Source organism: Anabaenopsis sp. FSS-46 (genome assembly GCF_029891665.1).
In the GTDB taxonomy this organism is placed as follows: domain Bacteria; phylum Cyanobacteriota; class Cyanobacteriia; order Cyanobacteriales; family Nostocaceae; genus Anabaenopsis; species Anabaenopsis arnoldii.
Genome location: NZ_JANQDG010000151.1, coordinates 32157 through 47876, shown reverse-complemented (window position 1 = coordinate 47876; position 15720 = coordinate 32157). Strand labels below are relative to the sequence as shown.

Below are 15720 nucleotides of genomic sequence, written 5' to 3'. Positions count from 1 at the left end.
CCTGATGTTTCCACAGAGATTTTACCATTACCCTGAATGTTAATCTGTTGGGGGGCGGTGAGGATGATATTTCCCCCGGCTCCAGCGGCGGTGGTGGAGGCAGAAATAAAACCCTTGTCGGTAAAGTTGATATTCAGGTTGTGCTGATTGTTATAGGGTTGTAAAGTAAGGTTACCGGCGGGGGCTTGTCCTTGGGTTTCGGCAAATATACCGAGTTTGCCGGAGATGTTTAAGTTAGAAATGTTAAGGGTGATACTACCGCTGCCTTGGGTATTAGTGGCGGTGGCGGTGGCGGTGGCACTCAGTTGAGCATCTTGACTTATGTTCAGGGTGTCTGTATTAATGTTAATGTTACCCGGTCGCCCGTCGCTGGAGGTTTCCACGATGATTTTACTGTTGTCCCCAATATCGACGATTTGAGGTGCGGTGATGGTAACATTACCGGCGTTACCTGCGCCTTGGGTAAAGGCTTCTACTCCGGCTCCGTCGGCGATTTGGAATCTGGGGGTGTTGATGGTGATGTTACCGGCATTTTTATCTGTGAGGGTGACGCCTAAAATGCCGCCAAAATCTCTGTTTAATATTCTGTCAAAATAAGTACCTGAAATCCCTACTTGCTCTGTAGCTCGAATGTTAATCGCACCGGCATTACCCTGACCACTGGTACTAGTATTAATAGTACTACCATTTTCCACAGTCAAAGTAGAAGTATCAATGGTAATATCCCCGCTATTTCCTTTTGCTGTTGGTGCTACTGTACTAGATACAGAACTAGTAAAGCCTGCACTAGATTTCCCCCGGATAGTCACCCCATCGGCGGCTCTAATCACAATCGCCCCGGCATTACCCTGACCAAAGGTAGTAGCATTAATACTAGTACCATTTTCTACAGTCAAAGTAGAAGTATCAATGGTAATATCCCCGCTATTTCCTTTTGCGGTTTCTTGTCCTACTGCACTAACTACTAAACTAAGAAATCCTCGACTAGATTCCCCCCGGATAGTCACCCCATCAGCGGCTCTAATCACAATCGCCCCGCCATTACCCTTACTAAAGGTACTAGCGTTAATATTACCACCATTTTCCACGGTTAAAGTAGAAGTATCAATGGTAATACTCGCGCTATTTCCTTGTGCTGTTGGTGCTACTGCACTAATTACAGAAGTGCTAAATCCTCGACTAGATTCTCCCCGGATAGTCACCCCATCAGCGGCTCTAATCACAATCGCCCCGGCATTACCCTGACCAAAGGTACTAGCATTAATAGTACCACCATTTTCCAGAGTTAAAGTAGAAGTATCAATGGTAATATTCCCGCTATTTCCTTGTGCTGTTGGTGCTACTGCACTAATTACTGAACTAATAACGCCTTGACTAGATTCCCCGCGGATAGTCACCCCATCAGCGGCTGTAATGGTTATTGCTCCCGCATTGCCTTTACCAATGGTACTAGCATTAATACCACCACCATTTTCCAGAGTTAAAGTAGAAGTATCAATAGTAATACCCCCACTATTCCCTTCTCCTGTTGATCCTACTACACTAACTACTAAACTGATAATCCCCAGACTAGATTCCCCGCGGATAGTCACCCCATCAGCGGCTGTAATTGCGATCGCTCCTGTATTACCTTTACCAGAGATACTTGCATTAATACGACCACCGTCTTTCACAGTTAAACTAGAAGTATTGATGTGGATATTTCCAGCATTTCCTTGGCCGAATACTTCATTAAATATGAAGGAGTTATCCAGAGTGATTTTATCAGTATTATTAATCTGAATATTTCCCCCTTGGGCATCTGGTGAACCCATCCCTGATCCTATCCCAGCACGCAGCTGACTATTTCCAGTTATCTCTAAATTTTGGGAATTTATTGTTATGCTCCCACCACCACCAGCAGCAACATCTACCACCGCACCATTACTGATGCTGACATTTCCTTTAGTGATATTTGTGGCGGCGCTATATAAGGGCTGGGGAAAGGTCAAACGCTTTTCATCTATATCAACCCTTCCGGCTTGAGTTAAACCACCCAACTCTACTGTACTTCCCGGTGATATGATTTGAGTGTTATTTAGGCTGACATTACCCCCAATCAAAGCTAAGGTTTTACCCTCTGGAACAGTCAGACTAGAATTAGTCAGGGTAATATTTCCTGGATCATCCCGAAATCTTAACCCTCTGGGAATATTCACAGTTAATAACGGGTCTATTGTAGTATCTGTGCTACTAAACTCATAATTATCAAAGATGATACTATCGGCACTAGCAGCCACAAAGGAACCTTTGACATCTAACCGAGCATTGTCACCAAAACTAATACCATGGGGATTAATTAAAAACAGGTTAGCATTGCCCAATACTCCTAAGGTTCCCAAAATACTAGAAGGATTACTTCCCGTCACCCTGGTTAAAATATTGCCAATACTATCGGGGTTACTAAAATAAACCCCTCTGTCAGCGCCGACATTAAAATCAGTGAAACTGTGAAATAAGTTACTCCCACGGATGGCTCCCCCTTCAATGATGTCACGGGTATTTACCGTATCATTCCTGACTGTGGAATTTAGGCTATTGTCTGGCGTGAGTTGGGCGTTAACTACCTGCATATTTGCAGTAGTAATTAAGCCGATGAGCATCTGAAGGACTAACTTACAAGTGGGATGTTTGATTAACCCCTGAATTTTCATACCCTGGACTCCGCTTTATTACCATGTTCTACCCTATACTGTCAGCTTGTGGATTTATCCCAACCCAGAGGTTGGGTGCTGGTATTTCATCTGGGGAGTCTCAAAACCACTTACCTAAGAGAACGTAAGCCCCCCAATAATAGGGACTCTTGTATTCTGGGTTGTTTAAAAGAGCTAATTGGGCTTGGCGTACAGCAGCGGCTTTACTCATATTGTTACCCATCAAAGCCTGATAAAATTGACTCATGAACAGAGCCGTTGATTGATCATTTACTTGCCAAAGGGTAGCTAATGTGCTGCGAGTCCCCGCTCGGACAGCAACGCCAGCCAACCCTAGGGCGGCTCTCCTGTCTCCCTTTACGGTTTCGCAAGCACTCAATACTAGTAATTCAATAGGCTGCTGATCTCTAGAACGCAGTAAACTATTTAACTGGTTGAGATTCAGGCGATCGTCCCAAGTCAGGATAAAAGTATCATCACGTTGGGAGCTAAACTGTCCGTGGGTGGCTAGGTGAACAACAGAAAAAGGGAGTGAATTCAGGCGATTTTTCAAGCCTGCATTGGTAAAAGAGGGATTAAGTAACTCAGTGCTACTAGGAACTTGTGATTTAATTTCTTGTACTTCTTTGACAACAAAGGGTAATGGAGAAAATTCTTGCTCCCGCCCTTTGGGGGTTTCACTCAATGCGCCGATGAGAGTCCGAGGTTTTTTGTCCCGATAAGTTTGAAAGTCGGTAAGTTGTAAGCCAGGAGCACGGGCAATGTTGTACTGTTCGATCACATACTTTTCACCGTTGTGCAGTACAGACATAGGAATATTCTGTAAAGCACTATCCAAGACAAAAACCAAAGTTTTAGTCTGACTTTGGGCTAAATCTTTTTCAGCAGGGGCTAACAGCCATTTGTATAGTATCTGTGCATTGGTCAGGATTACTCGTTCATAGACTCGGGGATCAATTCTAATATTATCTGCAGTAGTTAAACTCAACTCCTGGGTCAGTTCCGCCAGGATTTCCTCAACTATATTTTTCTCAATCTTTGTGGTGTAATGAAGTAGGTGTTTATTTTCTGGTAACTTAACAATAATCTCAAGACGGTCTTGTAAAACAATGGGATAAATCAAGGCTGCTGTAGGGTCTTGTTGATCCGTTATGTCGTCAATTACCACCGGCTTCGCATCCAGACAAACCAAGCGCAGGAAGTTTTCTAACTCAGCTAATTGTAGAGAATCTATGGTTTCACGGGCTAGCTCTAAGTTTTTTTGGGGTATGTCGGCGTTATCTTGACGCTGCAACAGTAAACTGACATATTCACGATAAACAGGTTCAGTACTTTCTCTAAAATTAAACTGATTTTCTGTATTGATAGCAACTAAATCTCTGCGTAAGGATCGGAGATTTGCCAATGATTGGGCGTAAGCAGTCAGGGCTGCTTCAGTTTTTCCTTGAGCTTTGAGCAGTCGTCCTTGTTGCCATTGCCATTGATAAGTTAACTCTGTTGCCTGAGCCTGCCAAGAGTACTGTAATGCCTTTTGAGTGTACTTACTAGCTGTATTCCAGTCTTGGCGACTCTCATACAATCTTCCTATAAGCCCCAGTATATAGGATTTTGTCCGTTGATCGTCAAGTTGGGCAGCATCTTGTGCAACACTGTTTAAGGTTTGAATTGCCTCCTGGAAAGATACCTCACCAACCGATGATAAATTTGGAGTAATGGGGCTGAGGCAACTCGACTGTTTTTGCTGTAAACAAAGAGAGTTTTTAGTGTAACTAACCCGAGTATAAATGGTTTCTCTACTGGGGGGGAGGTGAGTTAATGAAAATTTGAGTGGAGATATCAAAGTTTCTGCATCTGTCCATTTTTGCTCTGCTATTAATAGTTCTAGCTGATTGAGTTGAGATTTCACTTGTAAAATAGCTGAACCCGGAGATGAAAGAGAAACTGCTTTTTCATAGGCTGCTTGATATTTCTCCAAGGCTTTGGCCCGATAAATTGCCGCTTGTCGCCTATTTGCTACTTCTGTGGCTCTGTTAGCTAAGGCAAGTTCTGTATTACCTAAGTTTAGCAAAACTTTACTTTCATCTTCCGGTAAATTATTGGTTTGAGCAATTGCTAAACTAGCTTGGAGGATTGTTTCCGCTGCGGGAAAATCGCCTATAATCCGCATGACATTACCGAGACTTCTTAAAGCTTGTGCTGGGTAAATATTTTGGGGATTCCCTAGTATTTGCTGTTGCAGTTTTGCTATTTCTGCCTCGGAGATATGACATTCTGCATTGCTTAAACCTAATATTTCTAATAAAGTTTGACAAGCTCGCGGATACATTCCTAAATCTTGCATAGCTTGAGCTTGATTAATCAAATTAAGATGAAGTTGACCATTGGCTGACTGGGGATAAAGTCTAGCGGCTTGTGCCCATGTATTTAAAGCCTCCTGAGATTGCCCAGTTTTTTGTAAGAGTTGCCCCTGAATATCCAGGGTTTGGGCTAAAATGCGCTGTTGTTCTGTGGTGGTTTTGGCAGATTCTAGAATCTCTAGACTTTTGTGAATGGCTGTATTGGCTGCTTCCCATTCTCCGAGTTGCTGATGGGTGAGAGAAAGGTTACTCCATACAGTGGCTGTATTGAGGGAATTACTGGGTAATGTTGTGATGGCTTGTTGCCAAACTGGTATAGCTTTGGTAAATTGCCCTGAGTTGTAAAGTTGCCTGCCTTGTTGCATCAGTTGTACTGTATCTGTATGAATCTGAGCAAATACAGGGGGGATGGCTAAAGCAAGGCAGAACAGTAGAATTAGTAGAAAAACAGAGGGCTTGAATCTGGGTTCTAATCTAAGGTTTTTTTTGTGAGTTGTTTTCATTGTCTCCCTGACCTTAAGCTCAACAGGAGAACAGCACCGCCCAGAATGCCTATCAAAAGGTAGTGGGAGCGTGATAACCCCTACGCTTGTGTTTCAACCAGGGGAGATGTCAATTCTCAATATAGGTAATATAACTGATACTCAGATACGCAAGTCCTTTAAGCCCAAGTGCTTTAAGGACTTGCGTATGTACTGAAAGTTGAAAACCGAATTTAATGGATTAATTCAATGGCGCGTTTAGTCAACTCTTCAGCAGTTAACCCGTTAAAGGCCATCAATTCCCCAGCGCTGGCGGTGGTTTCCCCACGTTTCCAGGCGAAAGTATCACGTTTGCAGTTGCTGCGTAACATGATTGGTTCAAGCATGGCCGCTGCGCCACCAGTGACACCAATTAAGGCGTCACCGCTGAATAATTGGGTAAATTGAGCATCATCCATGAAACCGCCATCGGGTTGTGAGCAAGTTTCCCAAGCTGTGTCATGAGGACGATACAAACGGCGGGGGTTAATGATGGAAACAATTTTCACGCCTATACCTTCGGTTTCTAGGAAAGCGGCGGCTTCAAAGACGGGAATTAAGGTCATATCGCCAATAACTGCAAATACAACTTGTTTATCACCGGGAACTTCTTGTAATAAGATTGCGCCGTCTGCTAAACCTTGGCGAGTTTGTTCTAAGGTGGTACGAATTGGTAAGGGTGATTTACTCGCGGTGATGACGATTCCTTTATTTTTGGTGTTCAAAGCCCAGTCATAACAAACTTGAATGCTGTTAGCGTCGGGGGGAAATAGGGGGAAAACATTACCATTACGCATGAGGGAAGCAAAGTATGCTTCAATTTCTGGGCGTTGGTGTGTCCAACCGTTGCGCCCTTGCTCTAATGCACCGGCGGTAAATAAGGTGATGGTTGAGGGAGTTTGACGGCGTAATTCTGCCATGGCTTGGGTGACTGTTTGCCAAATTGGTAACCCGTTGATGGCAAAGGATTCATAGGAACACCATAGGGTTCTCGCACCCATGAGGGCTAAACCTGCAGCTAAACCTGCACAAGCATCTTCACTCAATGGTTCATAAACTTGACCGTTGGGTGCTTGGTTATATAAATCATCGGTGGTGGGGTGAATGACTTTGAGGGCTTGGTTAATGTTAGCAATTCCTGATGCTTCGTTACCGTCGGCGTTGGTGACTAGGAATTTACTATCTTGTTTACCGACGATTCCCACTAAGCGCCCCATGGCGGTGGTGGAAACTTGGGGGTCACCTGCGACTGTATATTCTTCTAGGGGTAATTTCCCTAGGTCTGGTAATGGTAATTCAAATTCTGTGACTACTGTTTTGGCTGCGGGTCCGCCACCGGCGCGTTCGGCGTTGGTTCTGACTATTTCCCAAGCTTCTGGGGGGAGGGCGCGGCTTTGCAGGGCGCTGATAATGTGGGGTGCGTTTAGGGTGTCTTTGGGGTAGAGGTTATGAGATTTGGAACCGCGGGCGTGAACCCCTGCGCCTTTAAGTTGTTTAATGATAAATACGGTAAGTTTGCCGTTGAGGGCGGAGTGGGCGGCTTTATCCATACCCAAAAGTACGGTTTTGGTGAAGGCTAGGCGCTGCTCAAAGGAAAAGGCGGTACTATCAACATAGTCCCCTGGTTGGTGTTGGTCGTCAAAGTCTTTGGCATCGACTAGGATGACTTCGGCAAAACCGTTTCCTTGCCAGTAGGCTTTCATTTCGGCGTTGGTTTTGAGGGAAACCATACTATGATGCTCTTGGCTGTAGCCATTCCACACCAGGACGGGTAAGAAGTTGGTGGCACTGGGATAGGCTGTGTTAAAATGTGCCATGGAACTCATAATATATGGTTCGCCTAGTCCGCCGTCACCCAGGGTGAAGGGGAATAACTTATCTGGGTGCAGCAGTGCGGCTGACATGGCAAAGTGTTGTCCTTGTCCTAGGGGTCCGGCGGGTGCGAGAATGCCGGGGATGTAGCCGGAAAGGTGCCCTAAAAGTCCGTGCTTTTCCCGGAAGCGATCGCGCAGTTGCTGTACTGTATTAATCCCCATGTCTTCTAGGGATCGGTCTAAAAACATGGCGCTATAGAATCCGGGGGCGTGGTGTCCCACTTCTGTCATGATGTTTTTATGACCTAGCATTACCAAGGCTGCGTAGGCTTCTGCTTGACTGGCGAAACCCCCAGGATGTCCGGAAGCTTTACTGGCTGTGATTTGTAGGGTTAAATAGCGCAGGGCATCGGCAGCTAGTAAGGTTTGATATACGGCGGCGGTATCTGTGGGATCGGCGATCGCCTTTTTTCCTGGTTCTATTGCAGCTATTTTACCATAAGTTGCAAAATTTGGCAAGGCCTCACCAAAATATTGGATTCCTTCACAAAAATTTGGCAGGGCGGAAGATGCTGTGGATGTCATACTGAGTACCTTATAAAAACTGGGCAAGCTGTAGATGCTTAATGAATTTAACAGAAATTTTACATCTTTGAGGTGGTGAGGATTTATTGCTTTTTCGCAAGGTGAGGATAAGAACTTTAAATCCTTGGTATTTCAACCATTATTATGGTATGACAACAAGGGCGACGGGGCGATCGACAAAGATGCCAAAGATAATTAATTATTAATACCCGCTATTTGTATATAACTTATTGTAGATATATTGTTGAATATCCAGAGTTTAAATTAAGGGGTATAGATAACCACACCAGGGTAAAACTACATGACATATAACCACAGGTGTAGAATAGAATTATCAACAAAATTCTTTCTCACCCAAATTATAATAATAATAATTTATCACCACATTATCCAAGCACAAATATGCAAGAGTATGATGTTGTTATCATTGGCGCAGGACATAACGGACTAGTATGTGCAGCGTATTTGCTCAAAGCTGGTTATAGTGTTCTGCTGCTAGAAAAGCGTTCAGTTCCAGGTGGTGCAGCCACAACGGAGGAATGCTTACCCCAAGAAGCCCCTGGATTTAAATTTAACTTGTGTGCAATTGACCACGAATTCATTCATTTAGGCCCAGTTGTCGAAGAATTAGAACTAGAAAAATATGGTTTACAATACTTAGATTGTGACCCAGTGGTTTTTTGTCCCCATCCTGATGGTAAGTATTTTTTAGCTCACAAATCAGTAGAAAAGACCTGTGCAGAAATCGCCCGTTATAATGAACGGGACGCTAAAAAATACGCAGAATTTACAGACTACTGGCAAAGGGTCATCAGTGCCATGGGTCCGATGTTTAACGCCCCTCCCAAATCATTTATAGATATTTTTGGTAATTATAACATCCAAAAATTCAAAGATTTATTTTCCGTCATCGGTTCACCATCCAAAAGCTTGGATTTTGTTCGTACCATGTTGAATAGTGCTGAGGATATTCTAGAAGAATGGTTTGATGAAGAATTCTTAAAAGCCCCACTGTCTCGACTCGCTTCCGAACTCGGTGCGCCCCCTTCACAAAAAAACCTAGCCATTGGTGTGATGATGATGGCTATGCGTCATCATCCCGGTATGACTAGACCCCGCGGGGGAACTGGGGCTTTAGTCCAGGCATTAGTTAAATTAGTTACTAGCAAAGGTGGTAAGATTTTAACAGAGCAGCAGGTAGAGAAAGTATTAATTGACAATGGTAAGGCTGTGGGTGTCCGAGTTGGGGGAGGTCAAGAATATCGGGCTAAATATGGCATTATTTCCAACATTGATGCTAAACGTCTATTTTTACAACTCATGGACACTGATGAGGTGGATGATGCTGACCCGGATTTACGACCAAGATTAGAACGCCGGATCATTAATAATAACGAAACCATCCTGAAAATCGACTTGGCGTTAGATGAACCTCTGCATTTTCCCTACCATGACCACAAAGATGATTATCTGACTGGGTCGATCTTAATTGCAGATTCCATGGCTCATGTTGAACAAGCCCACAGTAAATGTACCTTGGGGGAAATTCCCGATACCAACCCCTCTATGTATGTGGTCATGCCAAGCGCCCTTGATCCTACATTAGCACCACCAGGTAAACATACTTTATGGATTGAGTTTTTTGCTCCCTACCAGATAGCAAGTGCGCAAGGTATAGGTTTAAAAGGTACTGGTTGGACAGATGAACTCAAAAACCAAGTTGCAGACAGAGTAATTGATAAGTTGGCTAACTACGCGCCAAATGTAAAAGCAGCAACTATCGCCCGTCGGGTGGAGAGTCCCGCGGAATTGGGAGAAAGATTAGGAGCTTATAAGGGAAATTATTATCATATTGATATGACCTTAGATCAGATGGTGTTTTTCCGTCCTTTACCAGAATTAGCAAACTATAAAACACCAATTGAAAATCTATTTTTAACTGGTGCGGGAACTCATCCTGGTGGGTCAATTTCGGGAATGCCAGGACGTAATTGTGCCCGGGTATTTTTGCAAACCAAGCATCCTTTGGCTCAAGGGTTCAGGGATGCTAGGGATTCATTGAAATCAACTGTTGGTTCAGTATTTGGCATTGGTTAATAGAATGGGAAGATGTACAAGGTCGCCTATGCTGTAATTGGTAATTTTTATGGTGCAAGATATTATTTTCTGCTTAAAAGAAGCTGCTGTGTATTACATATGGAAAAAATATTCCACACCGCAAAATACTGGGGAATGTTTCGTCAATCCTCCCTGTGGCTGTGCAAATCCTGGGAAAGAACTCCAGTGTGAAGACTGTATATATTTAGAATCGTGTTTATCTCATATCAAACTGGGTCATAAACCAACTCCATAATCTTGGTAATCTGCTACCATGGGGTATGAAAAGCTAGGTTTCCCATGGATAGCACCGGGAGGGGAGGCTTATTTATCCTCACTTTGGTAGTAATAATAGTTGTAGTAATTGTCTGAATGACGCTGCTGTCCATTGGCAACTACACCTAACACATTAATCGGTGAATTTTTCAGATCAGTTAAAGCCTGCTCAAACACAGAACGGTCTGTTTTATCCATCCTGGCGATCATCACCACACCGTCGGTTTGGGGAGCGATGTAATTAGTATCAGCTAGCCCCACAATGGGAGGAGCATCATAAATCACTAAATCAAAGGTATCTTGAAACTGTGCCATCAGTTTTTTCATTTTCCCTGATGAGAGTAACTTAGGTGCATCGGGGGGAATAGGTCCAGCAGTAATGATAGATAATTCATTCATAGCAGGTAGTGGTGTGACTACATTTTCTATGGACATATCTGTGGTAATTAAACTACTCAACCCCCAGAGATTACTTAAATTTGCCAACCTATGAATACTAGGGCGGCGCAAATCTGCATCTACCAGTAATACTTTTCTCCCCATAGATACACTTACTTGAGCCAGATAAAAGGCAATTGTACTTTTACCGTCACCTTGCATGGAGGAGGTGATGGTAATAGAACTGATGGGAGTATCAGAGCTTAATAATTGTATATTTGTGTAGAGCACCCTGATGGCTTCGATAAAATTATTAGCGTAATTGGTATAGTGTCGTTTGGCTACGGTGGTTCTCTGGGTAGTGGTTTCCATTTGCCCATCCGAGAATTGCATCAAAGCATCTTTGAGTTTGAGGGTTGGGGATTTACCCGGCTGCATCTCTTGGTTAAAGGGAATATTCCCTAATACAGGAACTTTGATTCTTTCTTTGAGGCTCAAAGCATTGTGATAAGTATGATCTAGCTTTTCTATGAGTAAGGCTGCACCAATCCCTAGGGAGATACTCGCGGCAATTCCCAGAATAATATCCCGGATAATAGTTGAAGAGGCTATGGGACTTATGGGTAGGTTAGGTAACTGAATTAATTGCCAACCTTGTTCGGTTTGAGAGGATTGAATGAGCAAATCTTCCCGGGCGGATAAAAAACGATTCAGACTTTCATTAGCAATACTTAAACGGCGTTGTATTTCTGTATATTCTCGGATGAGGGTGGGTAATTCCTGACGTTCTCGTTCTACAATTCGGCGATTTTTTTCCAGTTCTTGTTGATTAAGTTCTAAGGATTTGAGTAATTTATCTGCTTCTGCTCGCCTGGTTTGGATATATAGTTGTGATTCTCGCTCGATTAATGGTTTCAGGTTGCTCTGTTTTTCCTTGAGTGTAATTAGGGTGGGGTTTTCATCTTGAAAAACAGCTGATTGTGTGGCAATTTGAATATCTAATTGGCGCAATTCTTCATTTAATGTCCGATATACAGGATAGTTATCCAGCACAGACCTGACACCATCTTCAGTTTGTAAGAAATTCCAATCAGCACGAGCTTGGGCTAGCTGTAGTTCCAGTTGTCCCAGTTTTTGAGTTAAATCTGTGGTTTGTCCGGCAATTTCACCAGCTAGGACTTCTGGACCGAGAAAGTCATACCTACGTCGGAACTGTTCTAATTCTTCCTGAACCTGGTTGACGCGTTTTTGTATATTGGGTAGTTCCGCATCTAGATATTTTAAACCTTGACTGAGGGTAATTCGCCTTTGTTGTTGACTGTAGGCTAAATAATCTTCGGCAATTTGCTCTAATACATCTTTGGATTCCACAGGGTCTTCGCTACGATACCTGACCTGGATAATTTTGGTTTCACCTACACGAGAAATCGTCAGACCCCGAGTCAGATATTCATAGTTGATGTTTGGATAGTTAGCTTGTAACTGTTTAATGCTGTTTTGCAGAACTTGAGGACTCAAGAGCACTATAATTTGAGTTTCATAATCGAAACGGTCTAAAGCCGAGGGGTTGATCCTACTATCTAAGTTTAAGACTTTACTGTTATAACCCACAGGTTCAGCCAGCATCTGAAACCGGCTTTCATATTCTGGGGTTTTGGGATTTAAGTAAATATTTAGACCTACACCTGTGAGCACAGCTGTGGCCACTCCCACAACAACCACAACTCGACGCCGTAACAAACTTAAAAATTCTTTATAATTCCAATCCTCTCCTTGCTGCTGATTTTCCAGAACAGGGGAATAGGGAAAAAATGGTGTGATGGAGTTTCTCGTCTGTTCGGGATTTACGGGTTTGTCAGTTTGGTTGTGAATGATAGACATATTTAATACTGAAATATCACTAAATAAAAACGGAGGGTAAAGATGTTAGGTCTGGATTGAAGTTACTCAGTCTTGATATATACCTATTAACTTAATTTTATTTCCTTGACGACGAATTGTATCGTTTAGTATTAAAAGTCTATCTTAGGTGATATATTAACTTGAATTTATTTTCTGTCTATTGTAACTTTTCATTGAAAAGTCCGCTCACCTACAGCCCCAAGTTTAGCAACATTCTGAGAGTATGAAGAATTTCCAACAGACTTACAAACCATTAGGACTTTCGCCGGTAGATGCTACAAACAAAGGTCATAATTGTTCTGAAGAGCAAAAAATTAAGTTATCTGTAGTCACACAGTTTTTTCCCCCAGACTATGCTGCTACAGGACAATTAATTGAGGAACTTGTGCAGCAGTTAGAACAGCAGGGGGTAGAGATTAATGTCTTTACCAGTCAACCTGGATATGCGTTCAGGGTGAGTAAGGCTCCCCGTGTGGAACTGCGTGAGCAAACTAGGATTCATAGGTCTCGGACTGCGCAAATGTGGCCTGGGAGAATTCGCGGTAAGGCTGTAAATGGACTTTTATACACTATTCGTGCTTTTTTTTATCTGCTCGCACCTTGGCGGGGAAGTGATGTATTACTGATCACGACAGCGCCACCATTCTTGCCCATTGTGGGTTATTTGGCTAATGTGCTGTGGAAGTTGCCCTATGTTTGTATAGTCTATGATTTGTATCCAGATGTGGCGATCGCACTGGGTGTAGTATCAAAGCAGCACTGGGTAACAAAACTTTGGCAAGGTTTAAATCAGCGAGTTTGGCTCAAAGCTGGGGGAATTGTGGTTCTCAGTCCGGAGATGAAACAACGGGTTGTAGAGTACTGTCCCCAAGTCGCCCATAAAGTTTCTGTAATTCATAGCTGGGCTAACCCAGATTTAATTGTACCTATTGCCAAATCAGAAAACTGGTTTGCTTGGAAGCACAAGTTAGTCAATAAGTTCACTGTCCTGTACTCTGGGAATATGGGGCGATGTCACGACATCGATACTTTGTTAGTAGCGGCCAGAGAATTACAACATGAGTCAGTGCAGTTTGTCTGTATTGGTGGGGGTGCTAAACGAGAAGAGTTGATTGCTAAAGCTTTTGAACTAGGGCTAAGTAATTTTACATTTTTACCTTATCAAGATAAGGAAGATTTGGCCTATTCTCTCACAGCCTGTGACCTGTCTTTGGTGAGTGTTAGCCCCAGCAGCGAAAGTTTAGTATTACCTAGTAAGTTGTATTCAGCATTATCAGCTGGGAGGCCATTGGCGGTAGTTTGTTCACCCTACTCTAGCTTAAGACAAATAATTACCGAGGCTGAATGTGGGGCGGCATTTGACCATGGGGATGGTCAGGGACTGGCGGAATTTATCCGTTTATTGCAAAATAACCAAACACTAGCAGAACAGATGGGTAAAGCTGGTCGTGAGTATCTACAATCCCACTTTACACCGCAAATTATTTGCCAACAGTATCTTGAGGTTTTACTACAAACAGCGAATATTAAAAAGAGTAAAAATTGTTGAAATTATCTCTTACTCTTGTGCTACAATGGATGTGTGTAATAAAAAAATAAATTTAAAAACGAAATAATTCCTAACGTAAGTTTTCATCTCAAGTTTATAGCCTTTTTCAGGCTCATGAAGTACACACCAATTCCCTATTCCGGTGTTCCGGTGTTCCCTCAAACTAAAAAAAAATGTACCTCACGAGCATGGGAAATGCTATATTAAAAAACTAATAGTTACTCTCGGCATAGGCTGATTTTTTAGGAGTGGACTTTGACGGTCTAATTGATCTCAGTTTCTCCAAACGTAACCTTCCTATTGATTTTGATATTAGGGGGTCGAATTGCCCAAAAGGTGTGAGCGCAATCGGAAACGTTCCAAACGTAGAGCTATTTACTGTCCTATCCATAGTTGTCAACTAGATAGTGTCAGTCGCAAATATAAAGTTATGTCCGCTCCATCAAAGTTGAAAGACATTTGTGTGTCCTTGACTACAGAGGAAGAGTGGTTATAAGCTTTTTGGTGTCCACAATGCCAGCAGAAAAATTGGTATTATAACTGCTAATAGCTGGCTCGTTTTTCAAACTAGCACGAGAACGGGAAGAATTACGGGTAGTGAATGATAAAATTGGTGCGCCTACTTGGAGCCGAGCGATCGCCGAGATAACTAGCCAAATTTCAGCCCAGGGTATGGGGAATTTGTCTGAGTTTAGCGATCGGCATACCGGACTATATCATCTGAGCGCCAGTGGTGAAACTTCTTGGTATGATTTTACGCAGGCAATGATTGCCACAATCATCCTCTGTGCTTTGCTCAAATCTTGTTTTATTAGAAATGATTGCGGTAAAAAAGCAGGACACAATACCTCATCCTAAAACCAAGATTGTTTATCCCAAGTATATCTTTAATCAGATACCGGGAAGACCCGCTAGATTGTCTAGGTGATGGGAAATATTAAATTAATTGGGTATTAGGGCGATCTGCTTGCAGCAGCCCTGGGGCGATCGCCTATAGATTTATAACCAGAAGTGTTGAATCCTGCAATAAAACTTGACAATTTTTGCGTTTTACCCAGATAAACTTCATTGTCTATTAAGAATAGAGTCAATAGAGTCATTAGTTGCTCAAATTTTGTATCACCAATGCCAATGCACAAGGACAGTCAACAGTCAACATTTATAACATATAACTAAAAATGACTAAAAAGAAAGCAGACATTGGTGGTAAAAGATTAATTAGTTTAGCACCTGAACAATGGGTACGTTGATTAACCAACAACCCTGACCTAAGAGGATGTTTGATAAGTTTTATAAGGTGATTTTAGACACTTCTTGATCCCCCCTAACCCCCCTTAAAAAAGGTAGGTATTTTACATTGTCATCAGGGCAAGACTTGGGGGACAAGGAAGGACAGTGGACAAGGAAGGAAAAACGTACAAATAATGTAAAATTGGTAACAAAAACTGCGCTCAACAGACCATTTTTTGTAGAAAATCTTCCTTGTCTACAATACCTCCTTGTCTTCCTAGTCCTGCCTCAACAGATAATATTAAAACCTACCCCTGT

Annotated in this window: 8 protein-coding genes; 3 read left to right on the top strand and 5 right to left on the bottom strand. The window is 42.7% G+C overall.

Features of this window, described 5'->3' with window-relative positions:
• From NWP21_RS18285 to NWP21_RS18275, 3 genes are all read right to left on the bottom strand, one after another.
• A partial coding sequence (locus NWP21_RS18285; protein WP_280793785.1) for a filamentous hemagglutinin N-terminal domain-containing protein occupies nucleotides 1–2693 on the bottom strand: 2693 nt, incomplete at its 3' end.
• 100 nt (nucleotides 2694–2793) lie between these two features.
• A complete protein-coding gene (locus NWP21_RS18280) occupies nucleotides 2794–5553 on the bottom strand; it encodes a CHAT domain-containing protein (protein ID WP_280793784.1) in 2760 nt (919 codons plus the stop codon).
• Between the two features lie 212 nt (nucleotides 5554–5765).
• On the bottom strand, nucleotides 5766–7970 hold the full coding sequence (locus tag NWP21_RS18275; protein ID WP_280793783.1) for a phosphoketolase: 2205 nt from the start codon (nucleotides 7968–7970) through the stop codon (nucleotides 5766–5768).
• Nucleotides 7971–8372: 402 nt separating this feature from the next.
• Here NWP21_RS18275 and crtO point away from each other — a divergent pair, with 402 nt between their 5' ends.
• Entirely contained in the window at nucleotides 8373–10067 is a 1695-nt protein-coding gene (gene crtO / locus NWP21_RS18270; protein WP_280793782.1) for a beta-carotene ketolase CrtO, read from the top strand.
• A 324-nt stretch (nucleotides 10068–10391) separates the two neighbouring features.
• Here crtO and NWP21_RS18260 read toward each other — a convergent pair whose 3' ends face one another.
• A complete protein-coding gene (locus NWP21_RS18260; protein WP_280793780.1) occupies nucleotides 10392–12602 on the bottom strand; it encodes a polysaccharide biosynthesis tyrosine autokinase in 2211 nt (736 codons plus the stop codon).
• Nucleotides 12603–12846: 244 nt separating this feature from the next.
• On the opposite strand from NWP21_RS18260, the gene NWP21_RS18255 reads away from it, so the two are divergent.
• Together NWP21_RS18255 and NWP21_RS18250 are read left to right on the top strand one after the other, a co-directional pair.
• On the top strand, nucleotides 12847–14172 hold the full coding sequence (locus NWP21_RS18255; protein ID WP_280793779.1) for a glycosyltransferase family 4 protein: 1326 nt from the start codon (nucleotides 12847–12849) through the stop codon (nucleotides 14170–14172).
• Between the two features lie 540 nt (nucleotides 14173–14712).
• Complete coding sequence (locus tag NWP21_RS18250; protein WP_348519788.1) at nucleotides 14713–15030, top strand: sugar nucleotide-binding protein; 318 nt, start codon at nucleotides 14713–14715, stop codon at nucleotides 15028–15030.
• Nucleotides 15031–15125: 95 nt separating this feature from the next.
• Here the strand turns inward: NWP21_RS18250 and NWP21_RS18245 are convergent, their stop codons facing one another.
• Entirely contained in the window at nucleotides 15126–15272 is a 147-nt protein-coding gene (locus NWP21_RS18245) for a hypothetical protein (protein ID WP_280793778.1), read from the bottom strand.
• Nucleotides 15273–15720: the final 448 nt, after the last annotated feature.